Below are 23292 nucleotides of genomic sequence, written 5' to 3'. Positions count from 1 at the left end.
AACGCAAAGGGCGCAAAATGGAATTCGGAAATGTAGGGGCGGGTTTGAAACCCGCCCTCTTGGCTTCGTGTCCTTGGCGGTGAGTAACTCTTATGGCTTCAAGAAACCTGGTTCTCGCCGGCGATATCGGCGGCACGAAAACCCATCTCGCTTTGTTCTCGGTGCAGGATGAGAAGCTGCGCTCGGAGACGCTGCGCACTTTTCCCAGTAAACGTTATTCCGGCCTGGTGCCGGTGCTGCAAGAATTTCTCGCCGGCGACGGCCACAAAGTCGAATCCGCCTGTTTCGGCATCGCTGGGCCGGTGGTCGACGGTAAAGTTAAAACTCCCAATCTCCCTTGGATGATCGATACCGCGGAGTTGCGCCGTTCGCTCAAGCTCGACAGCGTGACGCTGCTCAACGATCTCGAAGCCGGCGCTTACGGTATTTTCACGCTCAACAACGACGAGTTTTGCACGCTCAACGAAGGCACCATGCGGCAGTCCGGCAACAAAGCGTTGATTTCTGCCGGCACCGGGTTGGGCCAAGCGATCCTTTATGACGACGGACACCATTTCCATCCCTTGGCTTCGGAGGGTGGCCACGGCGACTTCGCGCCGCGCAATGAGTTGGAAATCGAACTGCTGCGTTATTTGATCGACCGCTTCGGTCATGTGAGTTACGAACGGGTGGTTTCCGGACCTGGGCTCTTTAATATCTATCGCTTCTTCAAAGAAAGCCGCGGTTTGCCGGAGCCGCCGGCGCTCACCGAGCAGTTCGCCGCCGGCGACGATTCGAGCGCGGTGGTTGCCCAAGCGGCGCTCGCCGGCGAAGCGGAGATTTGTGTCAAAAGTTTAGATCTGTTCGTTTCCATCTATGGCGCCGAGGCGGGCAATCTCGCGCTGCGCGCGAAATCGGTGCGCGGCCTTTACATCGGCGGCGGCATCGCGCCGAAGATTCTTGCCAAGTTGAAAGACGGCAGCTTCATGCACGCCTTTTCCGACAAGGGACGTTACGGCGAGTTGCTGGCGGCGATTCCCGTGCAAGTGGTGCTCAACGATCAAGCGGCGCTGCGCGGCGCCGCCTACTATGCGGCTTTTCTCGCCAGTGATTAAACCCGAGGTCATTGTTTGCCGGGATGCCATCGATCTCGGCCGCAAAGCGGCGGCGCAGTTTGTTTCGCTGGCCGCGGCTGCGATCGCTGCGCGCCGTCAATTCAACGTCGCGCTCTCCGGCGGTTCGACGCCCAAAGTTCTTTATTCATTGCTGGCTACTGACGAATTCAGCAAACGCTTGGCGTGGCGGCAGATTCATTTATTTTTCGGCGACGAGCGCTGCGTGGCGCCGGATCATGCGGAAAGTAATTTTCGCATGGTTCAAGAATCGTTGTTGTCGAAGATCGACATTCCAAGCGGCAATGTCCACCGCATGTCCGGTGAAAAAGCGCCGCCGGTCGCCGCGGTTGAGTATGAAGCGGAGTTGCGCCGACATTTTCACTTGGCTGACGACGCTGCGCCGCGCTTCGATCTGATCCTGCTCGGTCTCGGCGAGGACGGCCATACGGCGTCGCTGTTTCCCGGCAGTTCGGCGTTGAACGAGACGCGCCGATTGGTCGCAACGACTTACGTCGAGAAATTAAAGGCGTACCGGCTGACGCTGACGTTTCCCGTGATCAACAATGCAGCGCAGATTAATTTTCTGATCGCCGGCGCGAGCAAAGCGGCGGTGGTTAAAACGATTCTATCTGCCGAAAACAACGATTACCCAGCGGCGCGCGTAAAACCGGAGAACGGCAAATTAACCTGGTTCGTTACGCAGGATGCCGCAGTTGATCTGAGTGTATCTTAAAAATCTTCTCCCCCTTTGATAAAGGGGGATCAAGGGGGGTTTGGTTGTGGGGCTGGGTGGTCTTTTTGATGTGGTCAAGCGTTCTTCGTGGAGTAACGAATTACGACGAGCATCAATAATGATGAGATAGTTTCTTACGCGCGCAGAATTAAAATCCTCCTCATTCCCCCTTTTTCAAAGGGGGAGGTTCGGAACGCTCTCGCAATGTTCCTGCTATTTGATCTTCGCCAGCTCGCGGCCGATCTGCTCGTTGGACGCGCGCTTCTTGTAGTCTACCTCGACAAATTTCCAGCGCACCACGCCCTTGGGGTCGATGACGTAGGTTGCCGGGTGCGGCCAACCTTTGCCGTCGGGATTAAAAATTCCGTAGCGGTCGATCACTTTATGATCTTTGTCTTCGAGCAGCGGGAAATCGAACTCGCCGTCGAAACGTTTGCGCAGCATCTCGGCGAATTTCTTCGACTCGTCATGGTTGTCGACGCTGACCGCGAGGATCTGGGTTTTTTCTTTCTGCGGTTTGGTCAAAAGGCTTTTCAGCTTCCCGAGCTGTTCAAGGCAGAAGGGTCACCAGTAGCCGCGGTAGAAAACTAAGATAACCGATTTCTTGCCGCGCAGCTCTGACAACGCGATGGCTTTGCCGTCGCTATCTTCGAGGGTAAAATCCGGCGCCGCTTGGCCAACTTTTATCCGCTCAATTTCCGTCGCCGACTGGGGCGCCGAATCTTTGGGGCCGAACTGGGCGAAGGCAAGGTTTGTCGAACCTGCCAAGATGAGCGCCGCGATGATCGAAGGGATTTTCATGGTTTTTCTCCTACAACTCAATTAACGATGGTTCCGCTTGTTAGTTCCCGGGAAAATCAGGCGAGACCGACTTTAGCGCCGGCGCCGTGACGTGAACCCGAAAGCGGCGCTGGGCGAAGAAGCGGAATGTTCCTGGCGCGACGGCTTTGACCGCGCATAGCAGCGCGAGCCAGCGCGGCATGACCACTTCGAATTTATTTTTTTCGATGGCGCGCAGGACCTGGGCCGAGACCGCTTCGACACCGACGAATAGCGCCGGTGGCGATTTCGGTTCGCTGTCGCGAAACTCACGGTTGAAATCGGTGGTCACCGGGCCGGGGCAAATCACCGAGACATTTACGCCCAGCGGTTTGAGTTCGTGATAGAGACTTTCCGACCAGCCGTTGACGGCGAATTTCGACGCGCAGTAGCCGGCCATGTTGAGGGTGCCGATCTTGCCGGCGCCCGAGGAGATGTTGACGATATGGCCCGAGCCGCGGGCGATCATCGCCGGCAGGACTTCGTGGGTGCAGTAAACCGCGCCGAGAAAATTGGTCCGCAGGATCGCTTCGATGGTTTCCAGCGGCGTGTCGACAAACGGTCGGCGCATGCCGATGCCGGCATTGTTGATCAAGATATCGACGCCGTCGAAGTCAGCGTGGACTTTGCTCATCATGTCATGCACTTGCTCTGCGTCGCCGATGTCGCAGGCGATCATCAATGATTTGGGACTGACTTTGCGAACTTCTTTTAGAGTCTCCACCAGACGCTCGCGCACCCGGCCGCAGCCGACGACGATGGCGCCGCGGACGGCGAGATCGATGGCAAGTTGTCTGCCGATGCCGTTGGATGCACCGGTGATGAAGACGACTCGGTCTCTAAGTTCCATAGATTTTTGCCCGTAAGCTTGGCATAGCGCTTACCGTAGCGGCGGATAGAAACGACGGGATAATTTCTTGGCGACTTTGGGTGAATGATTTTTACCGCGAGCGAATCGACGACTCATAGCGGCATGCAAGTTTGCAGCGCTTCGAGCAGATCGGGATGATGAAACTCGAAGCCGAGTTTTTGCGCGGCGGCGGGGGCCACTCGTTGGCCGGTGAGCAACATCTCCGCCATGTCGCCGAGTTTCATGCGCAGGGCGAAGGCCGGCACGGCAAACCAACTCGGGCGTTTCAAAACCTTGCCCAAGGTTTGGCTGAACTCTTCGTTCTGCACCGGATTGGGCGACGTCGCGTTGATCGCGCCGCTAGCTTGAGGATTGTTTATAACGTGGAGGATCAAGCGCACCTGATCCTCCAAATGAATCCACGACATCCACTGCTTGCCGGTGCCGAGCGGTCCGCCGAGATAAAATCTGAACGGCGCGGTCATCTTTTCCAGCGCGCCGCCGTGGGGGCCGAGCACGATGCCCGTGCGCAAACGCACTACGCGCATGCCGAGATCCTCGGCCCGGATCGCTTCCTCTTCCCAATCGCGGCACAGCAGGCTTAAAAAATCTTCGCCACAGGGTGCTTCTTCGGTCAAAATCTCATCGCCGTGGGCGCCGTAGTAACCGACCGCGGAAGCGTTGATGAGAAATTTCGGTTTGTGCTGCGCCTTGGCGCAGGCCGCGACCAAGACATGGGTGGCGTCGACGCGGCTCTTCTCGAGCCGGCGGCGCTGCGTGTTGGTCCACTTCCGTGCGGCGATGGGCTCGCCGGTGAGATTGATCACGCCGTCGATGCCTTCCAACTCGGTCTCCCAAGAACGCAAGGTGCCCGGCGTCCAGTGCAGCCAGCGCCGGTACGGAGTGTTGGTGTTGGGTGGTGCGCCGCGGCTGAACAGCGTCAGCGAGTGGCCTTGGTCGAGGAGTTGGTCGCAGAGCACCGTGCCGATGAAGCCGGTTGCGCCGGTGACAAGCAATTTCATTCCGACCGATTCTCCAATCTCGATGGCGCGAGAGCGCTAGGAACAAACATATTTCCCTATGAAACATTTTCTGCGCCGAAGAGTCAAGGTGACTTGCCGTGGCGGTGCGCATTCTCGCTTGTTATTGGCACAGAAGCGCATAGAATAGCGCCAACTTTCTACTGAGGAAATTCCCACGATGACCGCGGAGTTCTCCACCGACGAGCAAAAACGGCTGGCGCTTTTTTTCACCAATCTCGAACGCGACACCTTCGGTTTGAAACTACCCCAGGAAGTCGCCGGCGCGCTGTTTTCGCGTTACAGCCGTTCGGCGAAGAGCTTGCGACGGACTTTTCTCGACGAGTTTCTCGGCGATCCCGAGCTGGCTTTGAAAGACTTGCTTGGCGGCCAGATTCCCGCCGCCGACGACAGCGCGGCGCTGAAGAAAGCCCGGGCGTTCTTCGAGCGCGTGCTGGTCGGCTACGGCGACGATTCCGTCGCCCAGTTGGGCGGCGCGCATATCGCCTGCGAGAATATTTCCAACGTCGCGGCGAAGTTATTGGAAGACGCGCGCATCGGCATCGCGCCGCTGGAAAAATCGACGCGCTACGTGCGCTTCGACCAAAAAGATGGTGCCGGCAATTATCTGTTTTACCGCGAGCCCAAGATCATGGCATCGCGCCACCGCGACGCCTATCTCGAAGTGATGAATCTGCTGTTCGAGACCTACTCCAAGCAGATGGAGCCGATGCTCGATCACGTCGCCAAATCGCTGCCCATCGAGCAGCTCGAAGTGCGCGATCCGGTAAGCGGCAAAGGTTTGAGTTACGCCGACGCGGCGAAAGATGAACGCTTGAAGCGCTGGGCCGAGACAGCGTATCGCGCGACCGTGCGGGCGCAAGCTTGCGACGTGCTGCGCAGTTATCTGCCGGCGGCGACGCTGACCAACGTCGGCATGTTCGGCATCGGCCAGGCGTTTGAATATTTGGTCAGCAAGTTGTACTCGCACGAGTTGTCCGAAGCGCAAGCGCTCGGCGCGGCGATTCATGGTGAATTGAATCAGCTGATTCCTTCCTTCGTCAAGCGCGCCCAGCGCAATGACTTTCTCGTCGCGACAACTGCGGCGGCAAAAGCGCTGGCGGCTCGTGCGACGACATCAACTCCAATTGTTACACATGAACCAGTGAATCTGGTCGATTACGATCTTCAAGCGGAAGAAAAAGTCATCGCGGCGATTCTCTACGGTCAGGCGCGCCAGCCGTTGGAACAATTGCGTAAGATCGCCGCAACGCTGAGCCAGTCTGAGCGGCAAACAATTCTCCAAGAATATTTTTCCAAGCGACGCCACCGGCGCGACAAGCTCTCTCGCGCTTTCGAAAACGTCTATTACACCTTCGACATTCTCGGCAATTTGGGTCTCTACCGCGATCTGCACCGCCATCGCATTCTCACCCAAGAGCGCCAGGATTTTACCACGGTGCATGGCTACGACACGCCGCCGGAGATCGAAGAGGGCGGATTCAAAAGCGAGTTCGATCATTGCATGAAACGCACGGCGGAGTTGTACGAACAGATTTATTGCGATCTGCCGTGCGAAGCACAGTACGTCGTCCCGTTCGCCTACAAAATCCGCTGGTACATGAAGATGAACCTGCGCGAAGCCGTGCACATGTGCGAGCTACGCACCATGCCCCAGGGCCATCCCGACTACCGCTTCATCTGCCAAGAGATGTGGCGCAAAATCCAATCCGTTCATCCGGCGTTGGCCGAATCGGGAAAGTTTATGGACTGGCAGAAGTATCGCTTGGGCCGCTTGCAGTCGGAGATGCGGACGGAGTTTAAGAAGTCGGCGTTTGAATGAACTTCAACTGACGTACTTAGATTTCTCGATCAGCGGGTTTTGACGAGAAGGATGGTGAATCCCTCGTTTCGTCCAGCCTCACGCATGCGGATATCGAACGTTACCAATTCTTTGTCCGTAGCGCGCTTTTGACACCACTACAACGCGGCCGCGAGCTGTAAAGCGTCAGCGGCTCGCAGCGAATGCACCGCCAGAAGACGGTCCGCTGTTGCCCGTAGTAAATCGTTCGGCTGAATTTCACTCCAGGTACTCGCAAGCAAGTCTAACAGGTGGTGTGCCTGTCGCTCGCTTTGCGCGGACAAGCCCCCCCGGCGTTGGCGCATGAGGGCCGAGACGCATTCGATTTTGGTTCCCCACCAAACTACGATCGCTGAATCTTTACTTAGGATGGATTTAACGGTTGCCGAAGCGGGCTCAGCAACGCAGAGAGGGACGATTGCTGATGTGTCCCAGAACTTCACCAGCTTTGTTCTCGTTCCTGCATCACAGCCTGAGCCACCAACCCCTTAGAATCTTTGGGCCGAGGTAGTTTCCAAAAGCCTTTCGGCAACTTGCCAGAACCGAGCTTGATGAGACCGTGTTTCTCCATTTCGGTCATACGATCCGCTGAGGCGTCAAGTTTTTTGGTGGGACTGAGTTTGGCGATGGGCCGCCCGCGCTCGGTGATCGTGAACTCTTCGCCCGCCTTGACCGACCGTAGGTAATCATTCAGCGAAGCTTTGAGTTTTAACACGGTGGCGGTTTTCATTGTTTTTGCCCTTTATTCGAACTAGCATCTATTATCGTCGGTTTGGTTTCGTAGTCAACTATTAACGTTCCGGATTGTCGACGATCGCACCGTCCCTCGGATTTAATCCGTTGCCAAGAAGAAGATGTGGCGCACAGTCTAATCCGTCCATCCGGCGCTGGCTGAGTCGGGAAAGTTTATGGACTGGCAGAAGTATCGGTTGGGCCGATTGCAGTCGGAGATGCGGACGGAATTTAAGAAGTCGGCGATAGAGAGTAAAGAATAAAGTAAGTTGAGGCGTATGCGCCGATCAGGGCAACGCTGCGACCGTGTTAACCTTTAGCGGCCGTGATTTTACGGCTCCCGGAACGACTTTGAGATCGTGATTCCGGGAACGCTCTAGGTCGGATACTAAATGTCAAAAAGCAAGACGCGACCCTAGCAACTGGTTCAGGACTGCAGCAATTCGCTTAAGCATGGCGCCGGACTAGCCTTAGCACAGACTTATGGTGCTCCGGCCAATTGTTCAAGCCGCTTTCCTCGGCACCAGCGCGACCACGACTTGGGCGTCGAGGACTTGCGCGATGCGGCGTAACAGCGGCAGCGAATGACTCTTATAGCCCGACTGCTCGACCGCGGAGATTGCCTGCTGGCTACAGCCGACCTTTTTCGCTAAATCTTTTTGACTCCAACCCTTGCTCTCTCGCAAACGCCGAATTTGGAAAGCCACCTCGGCGTCCCCACGTTTCTTATCGAATGCGGCCGCGAAGGTTCGACTAGTGCTCAACCGGTTCAACTGCTTTTGAAAATCGTTCATGTTGATTACCTCCCAACAAACTGCCTCATGCGACGCACGGCGATGCGAGTTTCTGAATCGGGGACTTCCCGGGTCTTCTTTACAAATGCGTGGAGCAAAACAAAAGTTCTCTCCGTACTGAGAAAATAAAGAATACGGAGTTGACGGCGAGTCCTTACGCGCAGCTCCCAAAGCCCTTTCCCCAACGGTGCAACTCAGGGTCGGCCCAACGAGACTCCGTGCGATCGCAGCATGTCGATCACAACCATGGTGTCTGCCTTTTCGTCTGCGGAAAGTGCATCGATAAAAGACTCGACGGGCGATCTCTCGCTATCCTCGCGAAAGTAATTGATGCGCCAATCCACCGCCTCATCGTACTAGATATATCTTGTGAGGGCAATCTTAGAAAAGTACGGGGGCAATCACGAAGTGAGATCGTCCCGAGAGCCCAGGGACGGATAAGGTGTGTTCGGACAGTCTTGCTGTAAGTCGTGAGCAGTAATAAACTTTGACCAATGTCATCGAAGACGACCCGATCGAATGACGGCGAGCTGGAGCACATACTTGCCGAGGCGCGGCAGATGCGAGCGCGGCGGGGGAATGTTTATCGCGATCGAGCGCTCAAGATATGGCCGTGGATATGCGCCTGGTGCGGACGGGAATTTCCCAGCAAGAAACTGCACGAGCTGACGGTGCACCATAAAGACCGCAACCACAATAATAATCCGTCCGACGGCAGCAACTGGGAGCTGCTCTGCATGTACTGCCACGACAGCGAGCACTCACGGTCCTTGGATCGACAGGCAAGCGGCGAGAGCGCGGTGTATGACGATGAAGAGCGTCCGGCGATCTACAATCCGTTCGCCGAACTTAAAAAATTGAAACCCAAAGAGTAGCCAAGGCCTCGCTGTCGCTTCTCATTGACAGAACGCGGCTCTTCGAATACCTTCGCCGACAGACGCTGATCCAAATTTGCAAACCGCAACGTAACATTTTTCGCCGCATAGGAGAAAACAATGGCATACGATCTAGTAATCAAGAACGGTAAGGTGATCGACGGTTCCGGGCTTCCCGGCTTTCATGGCGATGTCGCGGTGAGCGGCGGGCGGATCGTTGAGATCGGCAAGGTCAGCGGCGCGGCGCGCCAGACGCTCAACGCTGAGGGCTTGGTTGTTTCGCCTGGGATCATCGACAACCACACGCACTACGATGCCCAGGTCACATGGGATCCGCTGTGCACTTATTCTTGCTATCACGGCATTACCACTGTCGTCATGGGTAACTGTTCGCTGGCGATGGCGCCGGCGCATCGGGAAGATCGCGCGATGCTGGCCAACGTTCTATCCCATGTTGAAGCGATTCCTTTGGAAGCGATTGAAGCGGGCGTCGACTGGACTTGGGAAACGATCCCTGAGTACTTAAATGCTCTCGACAAAAAGCTCGGCATTAACGTCGCGTCGCTGATCGGCCACTCGGCGGTGCGCCGTTATGTGATGGGAGAAGCTTCGCAGGAGCGCCACGCGACGGATGAAGAAGTTACGGCGATGAAGGCGATCGTGCGCGAGGGATTGGAAGCCGGCGCGGTCGGCGTTTCGTTCGAGCGCAATTTGCGCCACTTCGATTGGCATGGCCGATTGGCGCCGACCAATCTCGCGTCTGAAGAAGAAATTTTCGCCGTGGCGGGCGTGGCCGACGAGATCGGCCGCGGCGTGATTCAGTTTGGCGGCGATCGCGCGATTAGCACGAGGCTCGCTAAAGCGAGCCGGCGGCCGGTTTTCTACGGCAACATCACCCAACAGGCAACGGCACCTGACAAATGGCGCAAGCAGTTGGCCGACGCTGAAAATTTAATGCGCCAAGGCCATCGTGGCTATCAATTCGTCATGCCGCGGCCCGGCGATCTGCGTTATACGCTCAAGACCGCGCAGCACTTCGACGCCATGGCGACCTGGAAAAATGTCATGCTGCTGCCGCTCGAACAGCGGAAAGTTGTTTTCCGCGATCCGGCGACCCGCGCCAAGCTCCATTTCGAAGCGGTGGAAACGCCGCTCAACCCCGATCTCGCCGGCGACTTTACCCGCCGTTGGGATTTGCAGTTCCTCTTCAAGCCGGCGTTGGCGAAGAATGAACATCTCACCGGCAAGAGCGTCGCCGAAATCGCCCGCGAGCAAAACAAAGATGTGCTCGATGCGTTTCTCGACTTGGCGCTGGAAGAAAATTTGGAGACGGAGTTTGAACGGCGCGAAGTCAACAGCGATCAAGCGGCGATGACCGCGCTGCTCACCAGTCCGTATACCGTCATCGGCCAGTCGGACGGCGGCGCCCATGTGGTTTTTCGCACCGACTATAGCTACTCAACTTATTTACTTTCGCACTGGGTGCGCGAGAAACAGATCATGCCGTTGGAGGACGCCATCCGTAAACTCACGTTCATACCGGCGTCGCTGTTCGGCTTCGCCGACCGCGGGCTCGTGCGTCCGGGTATGGCCGCTGACTTGATGATATTCGATCCCAACACCATCGCCCCATTGGAACCCGGCGTCGCGCAGGATCTGCCCGGCGGCGCCAAGCGGCGCAAACAATTGGCGACGGGTATCGAGTGGACCGTGGTCAACGGCCAAGTGCTAATGGAACATGGCCAGCACACCGGCGCTTATCCCGGTAAAGTGGCGCGCAGCGGCGCGGTGCAGTAGTCGTTGTTCGTGGGTTGGATTCGATCAAGGTGATTTTAGAATTGCTGCGCTAGAACGTTTAGCGTCTCGTGTATTCGGATGCCCCTCGCTACGCCCTTGCGGGCTACTCGGGGAATCGGTAGCCAAGCTGGAGATGTCAGTTGGATAGCGGGGCGGCACTGATCGGTCTGAGATTGGTTGCCGCAGATTGCTAGTCAATTGCGCCAGATGAGCGATTCATAGCGAGTCGTTACGCTTAAGCCATCTTAGGTCACTCGGTAAACCCGCAGATCATAACCGACACCCCGAGTAGCGGCCGTCATCGGCCGCGTATCGAGGGGGCTCCCATCGCATAGGATTTCGTAATCCCACATTTTGTCATGCGTTCAGACGATTGAATGTAGGGGCGCGATGAATCGCGCCCCCTACGTCAGTCAGGGTTCATTGGCTGGATTATTGATTACAGCGGTGCAGTAAAAACGTATCCGAACTTTGCGCCCTTTGCGTACTCTGCGGTCAACAGTCCGTTTCCGAACCGGGCCGGTCGCGACCGGCCTCTACTCTAGGGAGACGGTGATCGCTTGCTTGCGGATCTTGTATTTGCCGACTTGCTTCATCACCAGCGGCACGAGGTCGCCGGGGACATCGACGAAAGACTTTTGGTTTTCGATATGGATCTTGCCGATGGCGTTGCCGGGGATATCGGCGTGATAGGCGATGGTGCCGACTAAATCGCTCGGGCCGATGCCGTGTTCTTTGCCGATGTTGAGCGTCAGTCTCACCATGCCACTGTCACGTGAATCTTTGCCGCCGCGCGCTTGCGGCGTGCGCTTGGCGTACTCGCGCGTGAACGACGGCGCCGGCGCTGGCCGGCCGCGTTGCTCGTTGCGATAACTGCCGCGGCGCGGTTCGCGCTGGTAACGATCGTTTCGCGCTTCGCGGAATTCTTCCACTTCGGCCACTGGCGCAATCGTTCGCTGCTTTTCATCGCCACGGGCGAGTTTCAAGGCGGCGGCGGCGACATCCGATGGATCATGGCCTTGAGCGACTAGCTCGTCGACAATCGTCCGTTCGCGATTGATCCGGCCGCGCTTGAGCCAGAGAACGACCTGCTCGGTGAGTTCGACGCTGCGCCGTTTCATGATGTCTTCGACGCTCGGCAACGTGCCGCGGACAAATTTTTGCCGGGTGAAAGTTTCGATGCGGCGCAAATGGGCTTGCTCGACGGGCGCGATCAGCGAGATGGCGATGCCGGTCTTGCTGGCCCGGCCGGTGCGGCCGATGCGATGGACGTAGACTTCCGCTTCAGTAGGCAAGTCATAGTTAAACACATGGGAGATGTCGTCGATGTCGAGACCGCGGGCGGCGACGTCGGTGGCGACTAGGATTTGAATCTTATCGTTGCGAAAGCGATTCAACACCCGCTCGCGCGCTTCCTGGGTAAGATCGCCGTTCAAAGTTTCCGCGGGGAAGCCCTGCTGCGTCAGCGCGTTGGCCAATTCCGCGGTGCCGATGCGTGTGCGCGCGAAGATCAACGCGCGCTTGACGTCTTCATGTTCCAGGATGCGTGTGAGGGCGGCGATCTTGTCGGACTGGCGAACTAGATAATAGCGCTGTTCGATGGCGATGGCGGTGATTTGATTGCGCTGAATCGTCACCGACTGGGGGTCGCGCATGTACTTGTCGGCGAGCCGGCGGATCGGCGCCGGCACGGTGGCGGAAAATAGCGCGGTCTGCCGCGTCGCTGGAGTCTTAGCTAAAATCGATTCGACATCGTCGATGAAACCCATTTTGAGCATCTCGTCCGCTTCATCGAGGACGACGGTTTTGATCGCGCTAAAATCCAAGATCTTGCGCTCGAGCAAGTCGAGTAAACGGCCGGGCGTGCCGACGACGATATCGACGCCGCGGCGTAGCGCCATGATCTGCGGACCGAAACCTTGACCGCCGTAGACCGCCTGCACTTTTGCGCCGAGGTTGCCGCCATAGCCTTGCATCGCTTCGGCGACTTGCAACGCCAGCTCACGGGTGGGCGCGAGGACCAATGCTTGCGGCGTCTTTTGCGCCTTATAGTTATGCAGAATCGGCAGGGCGAAGGCGGCGGTTTTGCCGGTGCCGGTTTGCGCCTGGCCGATGACATCGACGCCGGTGAGCATGAGCGGAATCATGCCCGCTTGAATCGGCGTCGGCGTCGTGTAACCGAGCTCGGTAAGGGTGCGCGTCAAGGTCGGATGCAAATTGAAATCAGAAAACTCTACTGTCATGAGGGTCGCTCCTAAAACTATGTTCAGACGTTCTTATTGCTGCAACGTCGCCGCAGATACCGGTCCTGTTGTGGTTCAACAATCGGACCCAGCACCTACGCGCGAGCCACTCTGTTGTCTGTAAACGCCTGACCCATGGGGCGACAGTTCCTTACGGTACTGCCAAGACGAATTGCCACTAACTGTTGGAAGGTAAGGACAACCTAGCATATTAAATCACCGACTTCGACTGGGTGGCTTTTGGCGGCAAATTCTCCTGCCATCTGCCGGCGCCGGCAAATTCCTTTCACCCTAGCGGTCATTGCCTGGCGCCAGTTGAGCGAGTTGAGCCTTCAGGGCGCGATTCTCGTCTACCAACGGCGCGATCATCGCTTCGACTTCGGTCTGGGAAAAGCGTGGCGTGATATGCTGCGGACAGTTCCAGTCGAAGGCTTCGATGGTGAGGACGACGGCGCGCTCGACGCGAGCGTCATAGCTCGGGTCTTGCAGTTTGGCGATTAGTTCGTGATCTACATTCGGGTCAAGTGCCAGCAGGAGCGCTCCCAGGCGCTCAATCGATTTTTGGCGCGCCGGCTGCTCCTCGACAAGATCGACAGCCAGCAACGCGGCGCCGCCAGCGCCGAGGCCCAGCGCATCGAGAAAATCCGCCGGCAAAAACGCAAACGCTCGCACCGCGCCAAGATGCGCATGCTCGACGACAAGCGCCATCAGTCGCAAAAGAAGGGACGGCGCTTGACGGTGCGTGACGATTGATCGTTGGCTGTCTGGGAGGCTTAGGCGGCGCCTCGTCCTGTGATTGTCATGCTTGTCACAGGGAGCCAGCTTTGACACTGTTGCAGTCGCGCTCCCCACACCTTAACTACTTGAATTGTCTACAGCCCAATTTGGCCTTTGGCTTGCTCGTATGCGCTCTCCGAGAGGGGAGTGCCATGCTCAATGATTTGATCCCGTTAACCTTGGTAGCGATGTCGGTACCGTTGGTGGCACTGGTGGTTTTTCGCCTGCTGGCGAAAACCAATCGCACTCGTAGACCGCTCAATAACTTCCGCATCGGCAACGACCCATCAGCCAAGCCGTCGCGACTGAGCCATTAGGCGGCGGCAACCCCTGGCTCATTTGGATTTCTTGAACTGATCGAGAAGCGTCTGGATCGGTTTGAAATCCATCATTTCGGGCCGGTTGATCAGCAAGTAGTCCTTGTCTTTTCGGCGCCGCGCCAGCGGTGGCAAAATTTCCAGTGGCAAGTCCTCGCGCATGGAGCCAACCCGCAGTTCATCGTTGTTGGCCTGGCTATTCACGGCCAGGGCGTTGGGGCAGAAAAGAAAACACCTGGTGGCAGTTAAAAGACACCGCCCGGAACCATGAAGAGTGAGTCTGTTTGGTTCCTGTCGCTCCGTAATCGCTATCGATTTACGGCTCGCTGCGATCACGCGGCCGTTCAATCCTGTTATACAAGTTTCTCGAGCCGTCCACTCCAGTTCCATTTTGAATTCAAACTTGCTCTAACGTGCCACCAGCCGCGGCCGGCTTTTGTCCAATCCGAAGAGTTCAATAAACTGTCCGAACACCCGGTCGCTCAACTCATGGAGCCTGCCAATATGGCCGGCAGTGTCGCGGTGGATTTGATCCGGATCGATGCCATCATGGAGGCTGGCGATCTCGCGGCGGTTCTCCGGCACCTTGAGCCAGCGCAGGATCATCGCTTCGTCGACTTCGAGATGGAATTGAAAGCCATAAACATTATCGCCGTAGCGAAACGCCTGGTTAGCGCACTGGTGCGAGGTCGCTAGATGGATCGCACCGCTTGGGATGTCAAAGGTATCCCCATGCCATTGAAAGAGCGTTTCGCTGTCGTCGAACTCACCCAACAACGGATCGGCCGCGGCATGGTCGGAGAGCGCGACATCGTACCAGCCAATCTCCTTGATGTGGTTGGCGTAGACCCGAGCGCCCAGGGTGCGGGCGAGCAGCGGAGCGCCCAGGCAGATGCCCAAGACTGGCAGATTGCGCTGCATGGCGTTGTCAATGAGCTTCATCTCCAGTGCTAGATGGGGTAGCCGGAGATCGTCATAGGCTGACATGGGACCGCCAAGAACCACCAGGCCGTCGTAGCCGTCCAGACTCGGTTGGGCGTCGGGATGGCGGCCAAAATTAACATAGCGGATGCGAAAGCCAGCGCGCTTGAGCATCGGATTGAGGGTGCCCAAAACTTCATGGGGCACATGTTGGCAGACTAATAATTTGCGGATGGTCATAGCGGTTCCGAGAGAAGTTATTTTACCATGGCGGTGGGCTCGGCAAAACTGCCGGCTAATTTTCTCGCAGCGCGCCCAGACTCCTGCAATGGGTGATTTGCCGTTCGAGCCTTTGGCTGTATTGCGACATTGGGTAACAAAAAGCGAAGTAGCCCAGGGCGACGAACAGATAGGCCTCGATGCCGAAGCCGCTCCAGGCCGGCTCGGTGAGTGAGATTTTGATCGTCGTCAAGAAATCGAATAGGCCGATGATCACGACCAGGGACGTGTCCTTGAAGAAACCGATGAAGGTGTTGACCAGCGGCGGAATGGCGACCCGCAGGGCCTGGGGCAGGATGACGTAGCGGACACGCTGCCAGTAGCTCAGGCCCAAGGCGAGGGCCGCTTCTTCCTGCTGCACTGGAATCGCTTGCAGGCCGCCACGGATGACTTCAGCCAAATAGGCCGCGGCAAATAGAATCATCGCCAGCTGAGCGCGAAGTAGTTTGTCGACGGACACCCCTTGGGGCAAAAACAGCGGCAGCAGCGCCGAGGCCATGAATAACACCGAGATCAGCGGCACGCCGCGCACCAATTCGATATAGCCGATGGAACTCCAGCGGATGATCGGCATTTTTGAGCGCCGCCCCAGGGCCAGAAGAATCGACAGTGGAAAGGCCAGGGCGATGCCGAAGGTGCTCAGCAGCAAAGTGAGCGTTAGCCCACCCCAGCGCTGGTTTTCCACATAGCTGAGACCTAAGACTCCGCCCCACATCAGAACTCCGATGACGCTTAGCCCAACCAGCCAAAGGGCGCAGAGTTTCTTACCGCGCTGTAGTTGAAAGCCACTAATACCGTAGAGCATTAGCCAGATCGCAATCACCAGGGCCGGTCGCCAATGCTGGTCGGCGGGAAATGTGCCGAATAAAATAAAGCGATACTTAGCCGCCACCAGCGACCAGCAGGCGCCGGCGTCGGCTGCGCGACAAGCGGCACTGGCGTCGGCTGACCAGTGAGCGCGCAGCAACGCCCAATCGATCAGTGGTGGTAGTAGTTTGACGGCGAGAAGTATAATCGCCAGGGTTGTCAGCGCCGAAGGCCAGCTACTGAACAAGCGTGGGCGCGCCCACTGAATAATTGCCTCGCCGCGGTTCATGTGCGCGCTCCGCGCAGGGCGATGCGCCGGTTGTAGGTATTCATCAAAGCCGAGATCCCAAGGCTGATGGTCAAGTAGACCACCATGATCACCGCGATGCCTTCAATGGCCTGGCCGGTTTGATTGATCGTCGTGTTGGAGATGGAAACCAGATCGGGATAGCCGATGGCGACGGCCAGCGAGCTATTCTTGGTGCAGTTCAAGTATTGGCTGGTGACCGGTGGCACCACCACGCGCAGCGCTTGTGGCAAGATGATCGAGCGCATGAGCTGGCTTTTGCTCAGCCCCTGGGACTGCGCCGCTTCATATTGGCCGCGATCGACGGCCAGGATGCCGGCGCGGACGATCTCGCCGATGAACGCCGCAGTGTAAAGCGCCAGGCCGAGCAGCAGGGCAGCGAACTCTGGCGACACCATGACGCCGCCGGAAAAGTCGAATCCCGAGAGGCTCGGATAATCCACCTCAAATGGCAGTAGCGAAACCACGCTCGGCAGCGCTAGACCGCGGTTACTGAGAAACAATCCCGGCAAGGGATGTAGCGCCTGGGCCGGCGCCGGGAAGCTTTCGGTGATCACCGCGTACCAGAAAAATAATTGCACCACCAAGGGCACGTTGCGCAGCACTTCGACATAACCAGAAGCGAGCTTGGCGAGCAGCCAATTGGGCGACAAGCGTGCCAGGCCGACCGCGACGCCGATCAAGGTTGAAAACAGGATGGCCAGCAATGCAACTCGAAAAGTATTGAGCAGACTGACCGCCAGGGCTTTGAAATAACTATCGGCGGCGCTGAACGAGATCAGCGTGGTCTCGCCGATCTCAAAGCCTGCCTCGCGCCAGAGGAAGCCAAAGCCGCTGGCGATACGCCGGGCCGCCAAATTGTCCAGCGCGTTGGCAATGAAATACCAGCCCACCGCGCCCAAGCTGGCGAGCAGTAGAATTTGATAGACGACGGTGCGTTGGCGAGTATCGAATAAGCGAAACATGGAAAATTATTGAGTTAGGATCTCACCGCGCGCGGCCGAATCTCCGACTCCGGACTAATTTCTCTGTGTTCTCCGTGCCCTCTGTTGTGAGAAATCATTGCCCTAATGCTAACGCAGCGGTGGCGCGTACAACAGGCCGCCTTTGTTCCATAGCTTGTTGACGCCGCGGTCGAGACCGAGCGGCGTCAGGTGGCGCTCGAAGCTTTCGCCGTAGTTGCCGACCTGTTTGACGATGTTGTAGGCCCAGCGGTTGTCGATGGCAAGCATTTTGCCGAAGTCGCCGGTGACGCCGACGAAGCGTTGCACCACCGGATTGCCGCTCTGGGCTTGCTGGTCGATATTTTTCGAAGTGAGGCCCAATTCCTCGGCTTCGATCATGGCGAACAGGGTCCATTTCACCAGATCTTGCCAGTGGTCGTCACCATGGCGCACCACCGGACCGAAGGGCTCCTTGGAGATCACTTCCGGCAGGATCACATGATCGGCCGGGTTGGTCGCCCGCGCCGCGCGCACTGCGACCAGTCCGGATACGTCGGTGGTAAAGACATCGCAACGGCCGGTGAAGTAGGCGTTCAACACTTCTTCGAGCTTTTCGATCACCACCGGCTTGAATTTCATTTTGTTGGCGCGGAAGTAGTCGGCCATATTCAGCTCTGTGGTGGTGCCGGGTTGGACGCAGATCGCCGCGCCGTTGAGTTGCTTGGCGCTTTTGATGTTGCGTTTTTTGGGCACCATGAAGCCCTGGCCGTCGTAAAAATTGATGCCGGCGAAATTAATCCCCTGGCCGGCGTCACGGGCGAAGGTCCAGGTGGTGTTGCGCGATAGAATATCGACTTCGCCCGATTGCAGAGCGGTGAAGCGCTGTTGCGCCGTCAAGGGCGTGTAGCGATTCTTTTTCGCGTCGCCCAGTAGCGCGGCCGCCACGGCGCGGCATAGATCGACATCGATACCGCGCCATTCGCCGTTGTTATCGGTCTGGGCGAACCCGGCTAGGCCGGTGTTGACGCCGCATTGAATGAAACCTTTTTTGACCACGCCGTCGGCAGTGGGGCCGGCCTCCGCGCTGGCGCCATTTAACAGGGAGAGCAACAGCACGCTGGCAAAAACTCTTGTTATGACGGTCATGATGATCCTTTCGGGCGCACGGTTTGAGTCCTTGGGACGAACTTAATACACTCGGCCGAGCGTTGACAGCAACCGATGCGCGTTTATAGATATGCTTTACGGTCAAATGCAAGATTTCTTCGGGTTGGAGGAATAAAAATGTCGGACAGCACAGCGGAACGCAGCACCACGGCCCAGAGCGGCTACCAGATCGCGCTCGACCAGGTGCGCCCGCGCCCAAAGTTTCAAGCGCTGCTGATTTGGGTAGTCCATGAGAAACAGCGCGACACGGTTGTCGACTTGCAAGTTGCCGGCGCTGATATACTGCTTGTTACCGCGGAAGTCGGCGAAGGTGATGGTCTGGTCGTCGAGCACTTGCAAAAATCCTTTGGGGCCGCCGCGGTGCTGCACGTAAGGCCAGCCGCCTTGGTTGACCGTGCCCATGTAGAAGCTGTCGCGTTGGGTGATGAACTCGCTCTCCCTAGCGCTCAGGCGGTCGCCGCGCTCAGGATCGAGTTCGAACTTCCGGTATGCCTTGCGGCTACCGTGGCGGCTTTGCAGTTCCTTGACCGAATCGGTAAATGCGATCTCCGCGAATGCTCTGGCCATTTATTTCTCCTCCCAACCAATTGCTGGCGTCGCTGCGGGCTCAAACTACTGGATATGACCGCCAAGAAAATCGCGCATCAGACTGGCGATTTCCTCGCCATGGGTCTCCAGGGCTAAGTGTCCGGTGTCCAATAGGTGCACTTGAGCGTTCGGCAGGTCGCGCTGATAGGGCGCCGCGCCGGCCGCGACAAAGATTGCATCGTTCTTGCCCCAGAGCACGAGCGTCGGCGGCTTACGCTCGCGGAAGTAGGCCTGCCATTGCGGATACAACGGAATGTTGGTGCGGTAGTCGTAGAACAGATCGAGTTGTATCTCGGCATTGCCTGGCGGTCGAGCAGCGCTTGGTCCAAGGTCCAAGTGTCGGGGCTAACCAATGAAAGGTCCTTGACGCCATTGGTGTACTGCCACTGGGTAGCCTTGATCGAGGTCAACCAACGGATCGCTTCGCGTTCAGTCGACCCGCCGGTACGCCAATAGGACTTGATCGGATCCCAGTACTGCTCGATGCCTTCGTTGTAGGCGTTGCCGTTTTGGACGACGATCGCTGGTACTCGCTCAGGATACTTCGACGCCAGGCGAAAGCCGATCGGTGCACCGTAGTCCATCACGTATAAAGCAAAGCGACCGATGCCAAGTTGACCGATCAGCTTGTTAACCACCTGTGCGTAGTTGTCGAAAGTGTAGGTGAACTTTGACCGGTCTGGCATCGCGCTCTGGCCGAAGCCCGGATAGTCGGGCGCTATGACGCGATACTTGTCGGCCAACCGCGGGATCAGATCGCGAAACATATGCGACGATGTCGGAAAACCATGCAGCAGTAGCAAGGCCGGCGCGTCCGCCGGTCCGGCTTCACGGTAGAATATTTCAACCTCGTCGATCTTCGCTGTGCGATAGTTCACCCGTACGTCGGCGATGGTTTCGTCCGTCATTGAGTTGATAGAATTCATGATCGTTCTCCTTTTTGATTGTTTTGTTTATTTCGTTCTAAACGTTTCGTTGCCAACGACGGCAATATGCGTCTTTCCCCGTTGCTTGAGAATATCTATTATGCGCAATTGATTGTTGCGTGGGGTGGAACGTTCGATGGATAGATTGCACTTGATGACTGTTTTCGTCACGGTGGCGGAAGCCAAGAGTTTTGCCGGCGGCGCCCGGCGGCTAGGCATGTCGCCGCCGGCCGTGATGCGGGCGGTTGCCGCACTGGAAAAAAAGCTTGGGATAAAACTGTTGAATCGGTCGACCAGGTTCGTCCGCGCGACTGCCGCGGGGCAGCGCTATCTGGATGACGCGCGCCGCATCATCGCCGAGGTGGACGATGCCGATGAAGCGGCCGCGGGTATTAATGCCGAGCCGCGCGGCCAGGTAGCCGTCACGGCGCCGGTGCTGTTTGGTAAGCTGTTTATCTTGCCTGCCGTGGTTGAATACTTAGAGCGCTATCCGGCGATGGAAGTGTTGGCGCTGTTTCTCGACCGTGTGGTAAACTTGTTAGAAGAAGGACTCGACGTCGGCGTGCGCATCGGCGAACTGCCCGACTCCAGCATGAACGCGCTGCACGTGGGTTCGGTGCGCCGAGTGCTCTGCTCAGCGCCCGACTATCTCGCTAAGCACGGCACTCCAAAAGGCCCAATGAGCTTATCGGCGCACTGCATGATCGCCGCCACTGGCGTCAGCCCCACCAACGAGTGGAAGTTCCGCCAAGGCGGCAAAACGTTGACCGTTCGTGTCAAACCCCGACTGACTGTGTCTAGCAATGACGCGGCGATCGAAGCAACGCTGCGAGGATTCGGCATCGCGCGGCTGCTGTCGTATCAAGTCGCGTCTCAGGTTGCGTCGCGGCAGTTGAAATTTATCTTGCCAGAATACGAACCGGTGCCGATGCCGATCCATGTGCTGCACCGCGAAGGACGTTACGCTTCGGCAAAGATTAGAACCTTTGTCGATTTGGTCGCCGGCAGATTGAGGAAAGACAAAGCGTTGCAATAGCGGTTCTTGGATCTCTAAGCCCGCGGGCGCGAACTGACTTTCTCGCGAATTTTTTTCCTTGCAAAGCTCTCGGGCGCAGGAGTACAAGAAAATCCATCGCAAAGGAGATGTAATGATACGCTTCAATATCTTCGGTGTCCTCGTTGTGATTGTTTTAAACGCGTTGGTGTCGCCGTTTGCGGTCATTGCCGCCGCCGCGCCGCACAAAGTCGTTTTCACCTTCGGCGGACTGAACGAACGGAGCGGCATCCTTTGGGTCGCGCGGGATGCCGGGATATTTCAGAAGCATGGCATCGACCCGACCATCGTCAATGTGCGCAATGCCCAGGTAGGCATGTCGGCGTTGGCCGGTGGCGAGACCCAGTTCCACGTCGGTTCGGCCACCGGGACCTCCATCGGCGCCATGGCGGGAGGGTTGGATCTGGCCTACATCGCCGGGCTGATCAACAAGCTCGACGGCGCCTTCATGGTTAACCCGAGTATCAAAACACCGGCGGATTTGAAGGGCAAAAAGATCGGTGTGCAGAGCATCGGCGGCGGCGTCTGGATGTTTTCCATGCTCGCCTTCGAACATTGGGGTCTCAATGTCGAACGCGACAACATTCAATTCCGCATCATCGGCGATCAGTCGATACTGGCCCAGGCGATCACGCAGAATATTATCGATGGCGGTTATCTGGGCTATGCCTACGGCGCGCAGTTGGAGCGCCAAGGCTATCGTATGCTCGGCGATTTAATGAAGATGGGAATTCCTTACCAAGGGCTCGGCATGATCGCTAAGCGCAGCCTGATCGACCGTACACCGGAAATTCCCGAGCGCACGCTGCGCGCCATGGTGGAAACCATCAGCTATGTCAACAACCCAAACAACAAAGCATCCGTGGTTAGGACCTTGGCCAAAGAGTTGCGCTTAGCCAAGGTCGAAGACGCCCAGGCTGGCTACGAGATGATGCGCACGCTCTACGACAAGAAGATTTATCCCAACGCCGAGGGGCTGCGCAATGTCGTGCGTCTGCTCGGCCGCACCAGCGAGCCCATCCGCAAGCTCAAGGTCGAAGACATCATCGACGATCGGGTGGTGCGGAAGTTGGAGAAGGAAGGGTTGTTCTAACCGTTTCGAGTTTAGGGTTTCGAACAAGGGCGGGTTTGAAACCCGCCCCTACGTCAGAATCTCTGATTCTTGACGCTTCAATGCCGATGGTGGTAGACCATCGGATATAGGCAAAAGCTGAAATTCTCGGAACGAGCCCAAGGAGGGAAATACTATGACTGGTAACGACGCAGGATTTGAAGTTATTATCTCGTCTGATTCTCATGTGATGGAGCCGCCGGATATCATTGCCGAGCGCGCGCCCAAGGCGTTCAGAGACCAGGTGCCGCGTTTCCCCGCGCTCGCCGTGGGTAGCAGCTTTCAGACTCACCCCGGTGGCTCAGACCCAACCCAGCGGATCAAAGAGATGGAGACTGACGGGCTGAGCGCCGAAGTGCTCTATCCGACGTACCTTCTACCGCAGTACGCCATGGACGATGCCAAGCTGCAGGAGGTCACGTTCCAAGCCTACAACGATTGGTTGATCGAGTACTGCAACAGTTCGCCGAAGCGGCTGCTCGGCATCGCCGCCATCGCGGTTTACAACATCGACGAAGCGGTGAAAGAATTGGAACGGTGCGCCAAGGCCGGCATGCGCGGTTCGCTGATCTGGCAAGCGCCCCATCCGGATTTACCGCTGTATTCCGATCACTACAATAAATTTTGGGCAGCCTCTCAGGATCTCAACATGCCGGTGCATCTGCACATCCTGACCGGCCACGGCTACCACAAGACCACCGTCTTCGGGAACAAGCGCACGGGCGTCGAAGCGTACCGCGGCAGCGTCAATTTGAAGCTCAAAGAAGTCATCGACGATGTTTTCGAGCTGATTTTTTACGGCGTCCTCGAACGTTATCCCGGACTCAAAATCGTCAGCGTCGAAAACGAGATCGGCTGGATGCCGTTCATGATGCAGCAGTGGGATTACTATTATAATCGCTTCAAGAAGGAGAACCCGCCGCCGTTCACGAAGAATCCCAGCGAGTATTTCAAGACGCAAATTTATGGCACGTTTTTCCGCGACACTGTGGCGGGCCATAACTTCGAGTGGTGGGGACAGGACAACTGCATGTGGTCCAACGACTATCCGCATGGCAACTCGACCTGGCCGGAATCGAAAAAATACATCGACCGCGACTTGGGCCATCTGCCGGCGGACATTCGCAAGAAGCTGGTCTACACCAACGTGCAAAAGCTCTACAAGATCGATATTCCGCATCCGGTGCAGTAGGCACGCCTAATTGTGGCATGAAGGGCGCGCTAACGGACGAATTCTGGTCTGCTAGCGCGCTCTATTTTTTTCTTCGCTGAGTGAA

General features: G+C 57.2%; 25 protein-coding genes and 1 pseudogene. 10 read left to right on the top strand and 16 right to left on the bottom strand.

The window, feature by feature from the left end:
• The first annotated feature begins 107 nt into the window (after positions 1-107).
• Together glk and pgl are read left to right on the top strand one after the other, a co-directional pair.
• Positions 108-1094 (top strand): glucokinase, encoded by a 987-nt coding sequence (gene glk / locus EXR70_02100; protein MSP37270.1) that lies wholly within the window; start codon positions 108-110, stop codon positions 1092-1094.
• On the top strand, positions 1069-1827 hold the full coding sequence (pgl, locus tag EXR70_02095; protein ID MSP37269.1) for a 6-phosphogluconolactonase: 759 nt from the start codon (positions 1069-1071) through the stop codon (positions 1825-1827). Before glk ends, pgl begins: the two co-directional genes overlap by 26 nt.
• A 213-nt stretch (positions 1828-2040) precedes the next feature.
• Here pgl and EXR70_02090 read toward each other — a convergent pair whose 3' ends face one another.
• The 4 genes from EXR70_02090 to EXR70_02075 form a co-directional block, all read right to left on the bottom strand.
• Positions 2041-2364 (bottom strand): redoxin domain-containing protein, encoded by a 324-nt coding sequence (locus tag EXR70_02090; protein MSP37268.1) that lies wholly within the window; start codon positions 2362-2364, stop codon positions 2041-2043.
• Positions 2365-2391: 27 nt separating this feature from the next.
• Positions 2392-2628 (bottom strand): redoxin domain-containing protein, encoded by a 237-nt coding sequence (locus EXR70_02085; GenBank protein MSP37267.1) that lies wholly within the window; start codon positions 2626-2628, stop codon positions 2392-2394.
• Positions 2629-2668: 40 nt separating this feature from the next.
• On the bottom strand, positions 2669-3496 hold the full coding sequence (locus tag EXR70_02080; GenBank protein ID MSP37266.1) for an SDR family oxidoreductase: 828 nt from the start codon (positions 3494-3496) through the stop codon (positions 2669-2671).
• Between the two features lie 113 nt (positions 3497-3609).
• A complete protein-coding gene (locus EXR70_02075) occupies positions 3610-4518 on the bottom strand; it encodes a TIGR01777 family protein (protein ID MSP37265.1) in 909 nt (302 codons plus the stop codon).
• 178 nt (positions 4519-4696) lie between these two features.
• On the opposite strand from EXR70_02075, the gene EXR70_02070 reads away from it, so the two are divergent.
• Entirely contained in the window at positions 4697-6358 is a 1662-nt protein-coding gene (locus tag EXR70_02070) for a thymidylate synthase (GenBank protein MSP37264.1), read from the top strand.
• A gap of 137 nt (positions 6359-6495) precedes the next feature.
• On the opposite strand, the gene EXR70_02065 is transcribed toward EXR70_02070, so the two are convergent.
• From EXR70_02065 to EXR70_02050, 4 genes are all read right to left on the bottom strand, one after another.
• The gene (locus tag EXR70_02065; protein ID MSP37263.1) at positions 6496-6822 is read right to left on the bottom strand and encodes a PIN domain-containing protein; all 327 of its coding nucleotides are present in this window, start codon (positions 6820-6822) and stop codon (positions 6496-6498) included.
• The gene (locus EXR70_02060; protein MSP37262.1) at positions 6816-7106 is read right to left on the bottom strand and encodes a type II toxin-antitoxin system prevent-host-death family antitoxin; all 291 of its coding nucleotides are present in this window, start codon (positions 7104-7106) and stop codon (positions 6816-6818) included. The genes EXR70_02065 and EXR70_02060 overlap by 7 nt, the downstream gene beginning before the upstream one ends.
• 505 nt (positions 7107-7611) lie before the next feature.
• Positions 7612-7902 carry an XRE family transcriptional regulator gene (locus EXR70_02055; protein ID MSP37261.1) on the bottom strand — a complete coding sequence of 97 codons (291 nt, stop codon included), beginning with the start codon at positions 7900-7902 and terminating at the stop codon, positions 7612-7614.
• Positions 7903-7907: 5 nt separating this feature from the next.
• Complete coding sequence (locus tag EXR70_02050; protein MSP37260.1) at positions 7908-8087, bottom strand: hypothetical protein; 180 nt, start codon at positions 8085-8087, stop codon at positions 7908-7910.
• A 309-nt stretch (positions 8088-8396) separates the two neighbouring features.
• Here EXR70_02050 and EXR70_02045 point away from each other — a divergent pair, with 309 nt between their 5' ends.
• Both EXR70_02045 and EXR70_02040 read left to right on the top strand, forming a co-directional pair.
• The gene (locus EXR70_02045) at positions 8397-8777 is read left to right on the top strand and encodes an HNH nuclease family protein (GenBank protein MSP37259.1); all 381 of its coding nucleotides are present in this window, start codon (positions 8397-8399) and stop codon (positions 8775-8777) included.
• A gap of 120 nt (positions 8778-8897) precedes the next feature.
• Entirely contained in the window at positions 8898-10574 is a 1677-nt protein-coding gene (locus EXR70_02040) for a hypothetical protein (GenBank protein MSP37258.1), read from the top strand.
• A gap of 536 nt (positions 10575-11110) precedes the next feature.
• Here the strand turns inward: EXR70_02040 and EXR70_02035 are convergent.
• Entirely contained in the window at positions 11111-12817 is a 1707-nt protein-coding gene (locus tag EXR70_02035; GenBank protein ID MSP37257.1) for a DEAD/DEAH box helicase, read from the bottom strand.
• A 240-nt stretch (positions 12818-13057) separates the two neighbouring features.
• On the opposite strand from EXR70_02035, the gene EXR70_02030 reads away from it, so the two are divergent.
• Both EXR70_02030 and EXR70_02025 read left to right on the top strand, forming a co-directional pair.
• Positions 13058-13318 (top strand): hypothetical protein, encoded by a 261-nt coding sequence (locus EXR70_02030; protein MSP37256.1) that lies wholly within the window; start codon positions 13058-13060, stop codon positions 13316-13318.
• A gap of 3 nt (positions 13319-13321) precedes the next feature.
• A complete protein-coding gene (locus EXR70_02025; protein ID MSP37255.1) occupies positions 13322-13570 on the top strand; it encodes a hypothetical protein in 249 nt (82 codons plus the stop codon).
• A gap of 359 nt (positions 13571-13929) precedes the next feature.
• On the opposite strand, the gene EXR70_02020 is transcribed toward EXR70_02025, so the two are convergent.
• The 7 genes and pseudogenes from EXR70_02020 to EXR70_01990 form a co-directional block, all read right to left on the bottom strand.
• Entirely contained in the window at positions 13930-14301 is a 372-nt protein-coding gene (locus tag EXR70_02020) for a hypothetical protein (GenBank protein MSP37254.1), read from the bottom strand.
• Positions 14302-14319: 18 nt separating this feature from the next.
• A complete protein-coding gene (locus tag EXR70_02015) occupies positions 14320-15072 on the bottom strand; it encodes a type 1 glutamine amidotransferase (GenBank protein ID MSP37253.1) in 753 nt (250 codons plus the stop codon).
• Between the two features lie 55 nt (positions 15073-15127).
• Entirely contained in the window at positions 15128-16207 is a 1080-nt protein-coding gene (locus EXR70_02010) for an amino acid ABC transporter permease (protein MSP37252.1), read from the bottom strand.
• On the bottom strand, positions 16204-17190 hold the full coding sequence (locus EXR70_02005; GenBank protein MSP37251.1) for an ABC transporter permease subunit: 987 nt from the start codon (positions 17188-17190) through the stop codon (positions 16204-16206). Before EXR70_02005 ends, EXR70_02010 begins: the two co-directional genes overlap by 4 nt.
• A 108-nt stretch (positions 17191-17298) precedes the next feature.
• A complete protein-coding gene (locus EXR70_02000; protein ID MSP37250.1) occupies positions 17299-18315 on the bottom strand; it encodes an amino acid ABC transporter substrate-binding protein in 1017 nt (338 codons plus the stop codon).
• A gap of 102 nt (positions 18316-18417) precedes the next feature.
• On the bottom strand, positions 18418-18903 hold the full coding sequence (locus EXR70_01995) for a pyridoxamine 5'-phosphate oxidase family protein (GenBank protein MSP37249.1): 486 nt from the start codon (positions 18901-18903) through the stop codon (positions 18418-18420).
• Positions 18904-18948: 45 nt separating this feature from the next.
• Positions 18949-19832, bottom strand: a pseudogene (locus tag EXR70_01990) (alpha/beta hydrolase).
• A gap of 154 nt (positions 19833-19986) precedes the next feature.
• On the opposite strand from EXR70_01990, the gene EXR70_01985 reads away from it, so the two are divergent.
• The 3 genes from EXR70_01985 to EXR70_01975 all read left to right on the top strand — a co-directional run bounded on the left by EXR70_01985 (position 19987) and on the right by EXR70_01975 (position 23207).
• Positions 19987-20886, top strand: coding sequence for a LysR family transcriptional regulator (locus EXR70_01985; GenBank protein ID MSP37248.1), 900 nt, complete (start codon positions 19987-19989; stop codon positions 20884-20886).
• Positions 20887-20998: 112 nt separating this feature from the next.
• Positions 20999-21997, top strand: coding sequence for an ABC transporter substrate-binding protein (locus EXR70_01980; protein ID MSP37247.1), 999 nt, complete (start codon positions 20999-21001; stop codon positions 21995-21997).
• A 154-nt stretch (positions 21998-22151) separates the two neighbouring features.
• Entirely contained in the window at positions 22152-23207 is a 1056-nt protein-coding gene (locus EXR70_01975; protein MSP37246.1) for an amidohydrolase, read from the top strand.
• Positions 23208-23292: the final 85 nt, after the last annotated feature.

This window comes from Deltaproteobacteria bacterium, from assembly GCA_009692615.1.
In the GTDB taxonomy this organism is placed as follows: Bacteria; Desulfobacterota; Binatia; order UBA9968; family UBA9968; genus DP-20.
Note: the sequence above shows the minus strand (reverse complement) of the source record. Positions and strands in the feature narration are given on the sequence as shown.

What these genes read in the sequence shown, in the direction of transcription:
- pgl (MSP37269.1), top strand. Translation starts at nt 1,069, where the DNA reads ATGCGGCTTTTCTCGCCAGTGATTAAACCCGAGGTCATTGTTTGCCGG.
- EXR70_01995 (MSP37249.1), bottom strand. Translation starts at nt 18,903, where the DNA reads ATGGCCAGAGCATTCGCGGAGATCGCATTTACCGATTCGGTCAAGGAA.
- EXR70_01980 (MSP37247.1), top strand. Translation starts at nt 20,999, where the DNA reads ATGATACGCTTCAATATCTTCGGTGTCCTCGTTGTGATTGTTTTAAAC.
- EXR70_02035 (MSP37257.1), bottom strand. Translation starts at nt 12,817, where the DNA reads ATGACAGTAGAGTTTTCTGATTTCAATTTGCATCCGACCTTGACGCGC.
- EXR70_02080 (MSP37266.1), bottom strand. Translation starts at nt 3,496, where the DNA reads ATGGAACTTAGAGACCGAGTCGTCTTCATCACCGGTGCATCCAACGGC.
- EXR70_02000 (MSP37250.1), bottom strand. Translation starts at nt 18,315, where the DNA reads ATGACCGTCATAACAAGAGTTTTTGCCAGCGTGCTGTTGCTCTCCCTG.
- EXR70_02085 (MSP37267.1), bottom strand. Translation starts at nt 2,628, where the DNA reads ATGAAAATCCCTTCGATCATCGCGGCGCTCATCTTGGCAGGTTCGACA.
- EXR70_02040 (MSP37258.1), top strand. Translation starts at nt 8,898, where the DNA reads ATGGCATACGATCTAGTAATCAAGAACGGTAAGGTGATCGACGGTTCC.
- EXR70_02055 (MSP37261.1), bottom strand. Translation starts at nt 7,902, where the DNA reads ATGAACGATTTTCAAAAGCAGTTGAACCGGTTGAGCACTAGTCGAACC.
- EXR70_02045 (MSP37259.1), top strand. Translation starts at nt 8,397, where the DNA reads ATGTCATCGAAGACGACCCGATCGAATGACGGCGAGCTGGAGCACATA.
- EXR70_02005 (MSP37251.1), bottom strand. Translation starts at nt 17,190, where the DNA reads ATGTTTCGCTTATTCGATACTCGCCAACGCACCGTCGTCTATCAAATT.
- EXR70_02060 (MSP37262.1), bottom strand. Translation starts at nt 7,106, where the DNA reads ATGAAAACCGCCACCGTGTTAAAACTCAAAGCTTCGCTGAATGATTAC.
- EXR70_02015 (MSP37253.1), bottom strand. Translation starts at nt 15,072, where the DNA reads ATGACCATCCGCAAATTATTAGTCTGCCAACATGTGCCCCATGAAGTT.
- EXR70_02075 (MSP37265.1), bottom strand. Translation starts at nt 4,518, where the DNA reads ATGAAATTGCTTGTCACCGGCGCAACCGGCTTCATCGGCACGGTGCTC.
- EXR70_02020 (MSP37254.1), bottom strand. Translation starts at nt 14,301, where the DNA reads ATGGAACTGGAGTGGACGGCTCGAGAAACTTGTATAACAGGATTGAAC.
- EXR70_02010 (MSP37252.1), bottom strand. Translation starts at nt 16,207, where the DNA reads ATGAACCGCGGCGAGGCAATTATTCAGTGGGCGCGCCCACGCTTGTTC.
- EXR70_02070 (MSP37264.1), top strand. Translation starts at nt 4,697, where the DNA reads ATGACCGCGGAGTTCTCCACCGACGAGCAAAAACGGCTGGCGCTTTTT.
- EXR70_01975 (MSP37246.1), top strand. Translation starts at nt 22,152, where the DNA reads ATGACTGGTAACGACGCAGGATTTGAAGTTATTATCTCGTCTGATTCT.
- EXR70_01985 (MSP37248.1), top strand. Translation starts at nt 19,987, where the DNA reads ATGGATAGATTGCACTTGATGACTGTTTTCGTCACGGTGGCGGAAGCC.